Annotated in this window: 6 protein-coding genes; 1 reads left to right on the top strand and 5 read right to left on the bottom strand. The window is 32.8% G+C overall.

What is annotated here, in order from left to right:
- Positions 1-386: 386 nt before the first annotated feature.
- The 4 genes from K5S59_RS19005 to K5S59_RS18990 form a co-directional block, all read right to left on the bottom strand.
- The gene (locus K5S59_RS19005; protein ID WP_000002619.1) at positions 387-782 is read right to left on the bottom strand and encodes a DUF6262 family protein; all 396 of its coding nucleotides are present in this window, start codon (positions 780-782) and stop codon (positions 387-389) included.
- Positions 782-2,662: a tyrosine-type recombinase/integrase gene (locus K5S59_RS19000; RefSeq protein ID WP_001096999.1), complete on the bottom strand. Its 1,881-nt coding sequence runs from the start codon at positions 2,660-2,662 to the stop codon at positions 782-784. The genes K5S59_RS19005 and K5S59_RS19000 overlap by 1 nt, the downstream gene beginning before the upstream one ends.
- On the bottom strand, positions 2,649-3,881 hold the full coding sequence (locus K5S59_RS18995; RefSeq protein WP_000156041.1) for a tyrosine-type recombinase/integrase: 1,233 nt from the start codon (positions 3,879-3,881) through the stop codon (positions 2,649-2,651). The genes K5S59_RS19000 and K5S59_RS18995 overlap by 14 nt, the downstream gene beginning before the upstream one ends.
- A 252-nt stretch (positions 3,882-4,133) precedes the next feature.
- Entirely contained in the window at positions 4,134-4,577 is a 444-nt protein-coding gene (locus K5S59_RS18990) for a VOC family protein (RefSeq protein WP_000171327.1), read from the bottom strand.
- Positions 4,578-4,659: 82 nt separating this feature from the next.
- Between K5S59_RS18990 and K5S59_RS18985 the strand changes: the two genes are divergently transcribed.
- Complete coding sequence (locus K5S59_RS18985; protein WP_000750583.1) at positions 4,660-5,610, top strand: helix-turn-helix transcriptional regulator; 951 nt, start codon at positions 4,660-4,662, stop codon at positions 5,608-5,610.
- Between the two features lie 86 nt (positions 5,611-5,696).
- Here K5S59_RS18985 and K5S59_RS18980 read toward each other — a convergent pair whose 3' ends face one another.
- A complete protein-coding gene (locus K5S59_RS18980; RefSeq protein ID WP_120451107.1) occupies positions 5,697-6,317 on the bottom strand; it encodes a TetR/AcrR family transcriptional regulator in 621 nt (206 codons plus the stop codon).
- Positions 6,318-6,384 lie beyond the last annotated feature (67 nt).

The following is a 6,384-nucleotide window of genomic DNA, read 5'->3' as shown; positions in this document are numbered from 1 at the left end:
TTGGCTTTAATGTTTTAAATTATGCAATTCAATTTTGTTTAGTGTGATTTGGCATTAAAAACTTTAATAGAGCAACAAATTACTTGTATGAGATTATTACTCTATTGTATGGAAATACATTTCGAAATAAAGTGAAACTTTAATCAGTGGGGGTTTTCTTCATCCCCCACTGATTATTAGTTGAACCAATCGGACTTTTATGGGCAGTTGATCCCCCACCTAACTTCTTTGCTTTCGCTGAATTTTGAGGTGGGGGTCTTACTGCCCATTAAAGCGGGATAAAATAAAAAAGACACCCATATGTTAAATATATATAACCATTATTAAACATTAAAATATAAAGCTTGTATCGACGATTACCTGGTAATTTTCGATACAGGCTTTTTTTACTTATTCGCTATTTTTCCAAGTAGAATAGAATTGTCTCTTTTTAGTTTTTTGTTTTCTTCTTCTAAATTACCTATTCTTCTTTTTAGGGAATCAATAAGTTTGTCCTTGGAACTTTCACTAAATGTCTGTTTTTTTGTGATAACCTTTAATTTCTGATTTTGTTTTATTATTGCTTCATCAATTGGCTTTATAAGTTCTTCTGGATACGAGTACAAAAACGTTTTACTTACTCCTGCTTTACGGCAAATTTCAGCTTTTGATATAGGGTTACTTATTGGATCATCAAGGAGCGTTAGCTCCTTTAGAACAGCTAAAACAGTTTGCTTCTTTAACCTGCTTTCCATTTTCTTTGATTCAACCATTTTAGAGGTATTTGGACTCATATTAGCCATTAATGGACACCTCCTGTATAGAAATGTTTTGAGGCATCGAATGTTTCACCCTTTTCAATGATTTCCAATGCGGTTTGATAGAACTGAACTACCTTGTCAAATTCCTCAATTTTTTCATTTAGTCCAATTTGTTTCGCTTGGTTTAAATGCGTTGTAAAGGCATCTATTGTATCTATAACTGCGTTTTTATGTCTCGGCAATATCTTTTTCTTAATGCACGTTTTACAAGCCACCTGATGAGGACAGGAGGGCATCTTATAAGGATGCTCACAACATCCGTCACCTTGGTCAAAAATAGCGATAATTTTGTTTTTGACCCATTTGTTATCACCGAAAGTTTCTTCTTGCTCTGGGAGATTGTCTTTAATTGCTGTGGCATCAGATTTAAGAAGCTTATCTTTAAACTCCTTTTTTAAACGTTGTTGGTAGACCTTAATATACTTTTCTGTCATGTTAACTGATGAATGCCCTAAAAAGTTTTTAACAGCGTATATATCGACTCCTGCATCAATCATTTCGGTGGCTACTGTATGCCTAAACTGGTGTGAAGCTATTTTATAAATATCTCCAGACTGTGCACCAATATCTGATAATGGGATTTGATTACATATTTTAGACAGTACATGATGATAAATAGTGGCATAACTAACAGACTCCGTTATCAGAGTTTTTTCTTGAACGAAAGTAATAACTTCCCTAAATAAATACTTTTGCTTATCAGAAGTAGGAGGTAAATCTTTTACCCGTTCCTTTTGGCGTAAAATTGCCCGTTCCACTATATTTCTTCCTTTGGAGTCTTTTAAATGTGCTAATGGAACGACCAAATCTTTTTTGATTTTTGCAATACGATGGTCAAGGAAAAGTTGTGGATCTCCATCCAAATCATATTTCAAACAATCAATATCACTTCCATCTGCAATTAAGTGAGCTATGTCCTCAAAACGTCTTCCTGTATATCTTAAAATGATAATTAAATCCCAATAAGTCGGGGATACAATGGGAGTTTCCTCACTATCTTCCAATAGGGGGATTACTATATTTTCCAAGTAATCATCCAATTTTATTTTAATATGTGGTGGAATGGGTCTTGGTAGGGTTTCTACCGTTTTAGGCGTATCATAACTAATCAATAAAGCGTCTGTTTTTGGTCCATCGGACCATTTATTTTCGTACATGTATCGGAACATAGAACGGGTAGTTATTATCGCTCTGATAGATTTGCAGTTAGAAAGTGAATATATGTCAGGAAGAATTTTTTCGATATGTTCCTGCCTATTTAGCTCCTTAAAAGATTTGATATTCGGAAATTTATCATGCAGTATACTAAAAAAATCACTCAAGCATAGGATGTTTTCTTTAAACGTTTTAGCTTCCCAAGTTCCAAGCATATTTACAAAATACCTTTTTACCGTTGGGCGTAAATGAATATTTTCCAATTTAGTCAATTTAACGATAAATTGAACAGGAGAAAGATGTTTTGGATAATTCTTAAATAACCTTCTTACATCCCACACATCTTCTTTGAGATATTCTTCTCGCTCTTTTGGGTTTTTAATGTACTCAACTTCGTGATGGGGAGGGTAGTCATCTTCGTAGTGTTTTACCTGAACACCCATGTTTTCTAAAAGTTCAGCGAACTTTTCATCTTTGATGGCTGTATACCAAGGACCAGAGCTTTTAAATCCTGCTAATTTAGATAATACGTCATACTTTTTATCTTGGTTTTCAGATTGCTGTAAGACTTCGAAGAACTTCTTCTGTGTCTTCGTCATCCAAGAGGTATCGATAGCTGTAATAGGAAAAGGAGAAAAGGTTGCCTTTGTTCCCAAACTCTTCGAGTTATTTGCTTTTGATGAATTTGCTGCTTCATTTTTTGCCATTTTCTCGCTCCTTCCGTTTCTCTTCTCTATACTCACTCATTCGTTGGTATTCTTTTTTATGGTCTTCTGCATTTAAATGGGCATATATTTGCATCGTGGTTGCAACATCTTTGTGACCAACCCTTTCTTGGATATACTTCCAGTTGATAGGCTCACCTTTACTGATGTACTCTCTTGCTAATTCAGTAACGTGCGTGTGTCTTAGTTTATGGGTGTTCAGTTTAATCCCTGTTTTCCTGTTGTAATGATTAAGGGTGGAGGTAAGTGTCGATTTCTTCATCGGCTTTCCATTATCCATAGGATTATTACTATTAACCACAACAAACAGGAAATCAGTAACAGGGTCACTGTTCACCCAATAGCTACTAATATATCTATCTATCAAAATCATAAGGTCAGGTGGGAGATGAACAAACCTGTCCCTGCCATACCCAGCCTTAGCCCTTGATCCATTTTCGTTGTCTGGTCTGAAACGAATATGTATGCCTTGCTCGCCATAATCAATGTCCTCAAGCTTTACTCCAAGAAGCTCACCAGACCTTACCCCTCCTTCTTTAAGAGTTAAGAGAATGATTTTATCTCGTAAGAGATTGACTGCCTTCAGGTACGTCTGAAAATCCTTTTGATCAATGGTCTTAGGAATAATATGAGGAACTTTTGATTTTAAAGTGTTCTTCTGAACAGTCCTGCTTTTCCGAGTGTGGGATAACATATCTTTATCTCTCATCTCATTTGTAACCATGACATTACGATACACAACAGGATTGTCTTTAATCCTCCCACTAGCTTTAAGCCAAAGGAATAAAGAACTTACCCTATCTACGATGGCATTGACAGTAGAAACTTTAAGGTCGTCTTCAACGTATTCATAATCTAGCATCTCTACATTTTCATAAAATCTATACGGGTTCTTGAGCCATAATTTGAAGTTAGTAAGAATATCAGGTTTTCCATCTAGGTCCAAAATACCCAAACCCTTTATTTTCAAATACACAATGAAATACCATAAGTTGTAGCAATATGTTTTTATCGTATTAGGAGATACTTCTCGTATTGCTCTTGCTTGTATCATATCGAGATATTCTTTTACTAATAGTATAAAATCTAAGTTTTCATCCATAAGATAGTACATTGTCCCATTACCTGTTTGTGCTTCTCTAACAGATACAATCTCATGCCATTTATCCTTTATTGTTTTTTCCTTACGAGATATTGTCATTTAGCTACTAACTCCTTTACTTAAATTCAAGGTCCTCGCACAGAGGCTACGTCTTCCTCCATAAAAATAATATATATAATATTCAGATAATAACATAAAGTATCTATTATTACTATGTATTTTAAATTTATCCGTTTAGATAAAAAAAGATAGTAGGGATAATCAATCCTTACTATCTTTACTCTTATTATTCATATGTCTTTAAGAATTTCGTGTCTTTTTTATTAGGAAGATGTGAATATGGCAAATTATTTAGTTTAGTCGTTTGTCATACATTAACTGGATTTGTATGCCGTAAGGATCTTCAATAATCCCATATGCTTCACTAAATATATTTTTTTCTAGCGGAGAGAGTATCTTCACGTTCTTATCGGAAATTAAATTATTATAAAATCTTTGTATTTCTTCTAAATTAGCGCTTTGAATGCAAAGAGACATATTATTTCCAACGTTATAACGTTCCTTAGGATTCATTGTATCTTCTGCTATCATTAGCTTTGTATTCCCAATTTGTAAAACAGAGTGAGCAATATGATCTTTATTTTCACGTGTAATTTTAAAAGAACGATCTCTTTTCGCCAGTTCTTCATACGTAACAATCATTAACTGCTTAGCTTCTAAATTGCGTGTATAAAAATTAATTGCCTCCTTTGCATGCCCATTCATTGAAAGAAAAATAGCTATTTCTAATGTCATAAATATCTAACTCCTTTATTAGTTAATAATTATAATATAGACTAAAAAGGTTTCAATACATGACACCTTTCGGGAGGGAAATATGAAAAAAACGGAACGAATAAATGATATGCTTATTTACTTAAATAATAAAAGATATTTTAATTTAAGGGATTTAATGGTTAGATATGATATTTCTAAAAGTACCGCGTTGCGAGATATTCAATCATTGGAAGAAATAGGTGTACCGATATATTCTGAACTAGGTAGAAATGGAAGTTACAAAATTATAGAAAATAGTGTGTTATCGCCGATTTATTTTAGTGTGGATGAAATGTATGCGTTATATTTTTCGATTCTTACACTAAATGGATACAAGACGAAACCATTTAATATAGAAAGTATAGCGCTTGAAAATAAATTTAAACATGTACTACCGGATAATGTGAGTAAAAATATTTCGATTATGGAGCGAACGCTTTCCTTTGAAGTAACAAATCATAGCAATTTTAGTCCGTACTTAAAAGAAATTTTACAGGGGATTTTTGCTGAGCGAGTTTACCAGTTAACATATTTAAAAAAAGATGCGGAGAAAGTATTGGTCGCCCAATTTATTCGAATCGAATCTAAATTTGGCCAGTGGTATGCTAAAATCTTTAACTTTGAGGCAAATCATGTTCAAATAATTAGATGTGATAAAATTCTTTCTATTGAGGAAACAAGCAATACGAATCCAAAAAATCTTGAAGAGTTGTTAAGTTATCTTATTAATTTTCATAGAAAGCCTGATGCAACTGATTTTATTGTCATTGTTAATCAAAAAGGAAAAGACATTTTTGATAAAGAGAATTATCCTTCCATGAAGATAAAAAAAGAAAATGAAAATTATAGTATAACAGGCTATTTTAACAAGCAAGAAGTTGAGTTTATTGCAAGTTACTTTCTGAATTTCGGTGAAACAATTATCTCCATTCAGCCTGTTATGCTAAAAGAGTTAATCTATAATAAGGTATTATCTATAAAGCAGCATTTAACTTCTTTAAGAGAAAGTTAGTTTTAATCATTTTTTGACATGAAAAAGCCCTTGAGATTTAAATATCTATAGGGCCTTTTTGTGATGTTATTTGTTCTTTAGAAACATTATTTTTCTGGGACGGACAGTCCATAAAAGAACATCGTAACGATATCTTGTATATGTTTTTCGCGATCTCCTTCAAGAAGCTGTGCTCCGAAATCATCACCTAATTTAGTGAACATTTGAATGTATAGCAACATCATTTCTTTAGTAAGGTGAGGATTAATTTCATTTTTTTGCTGTGCTTGTTCTAATATTTCTAAATACCAAGGTAGGATTTTTTCGTTTTGATAACTATAAATAAACTCGCGGAGTTCTTCATCCCTTTGCATCATTTGTAGTAACATATCTGGCTGAAATAACCCACCAGTATTCATTTTTCTTACAATCATTTTTTGCATCATATCATGAAAAGGTAAATTTTCCGCTGCAAGATCTTTATAATATTGAAATTCAGATATAATAAATTCTTGTATAAGCTCTCGAAATAACGCATCTTTACTTCCGAAATGATTATAAATGGTAACTTGAGAAACGTTTGCTTTTTTTGCAATATGTTCTATTTTCACTTCATTAAATCCGCGTTCTGAAAATAATAAGAAGGCTGCCTCTTTAATGGCACGTTTTTTCTTTTCTTTCACTTTTTCAAAGCCGTTCAATGCAATCACCTCAATTATAATATACAAGAAAAAATAATGGGAAACAATAATTTTGAAATATGGGCATATAAATATTTCAAAAAGTTGTTGCGAA

Source organism: Bacillus sp. BML-BC051, assembly GCF_019656175.1.
GTDB lineage: Bacteria > Bacillota > Bacilli > Bacillales > Bacillaceae_G > Bacillus_A > Bacillus_A mobilis.
Note: the sequence above shows the minus strand (reverse complement) of the source record. Positions and strands in the feature narration are given on the sequence as shown.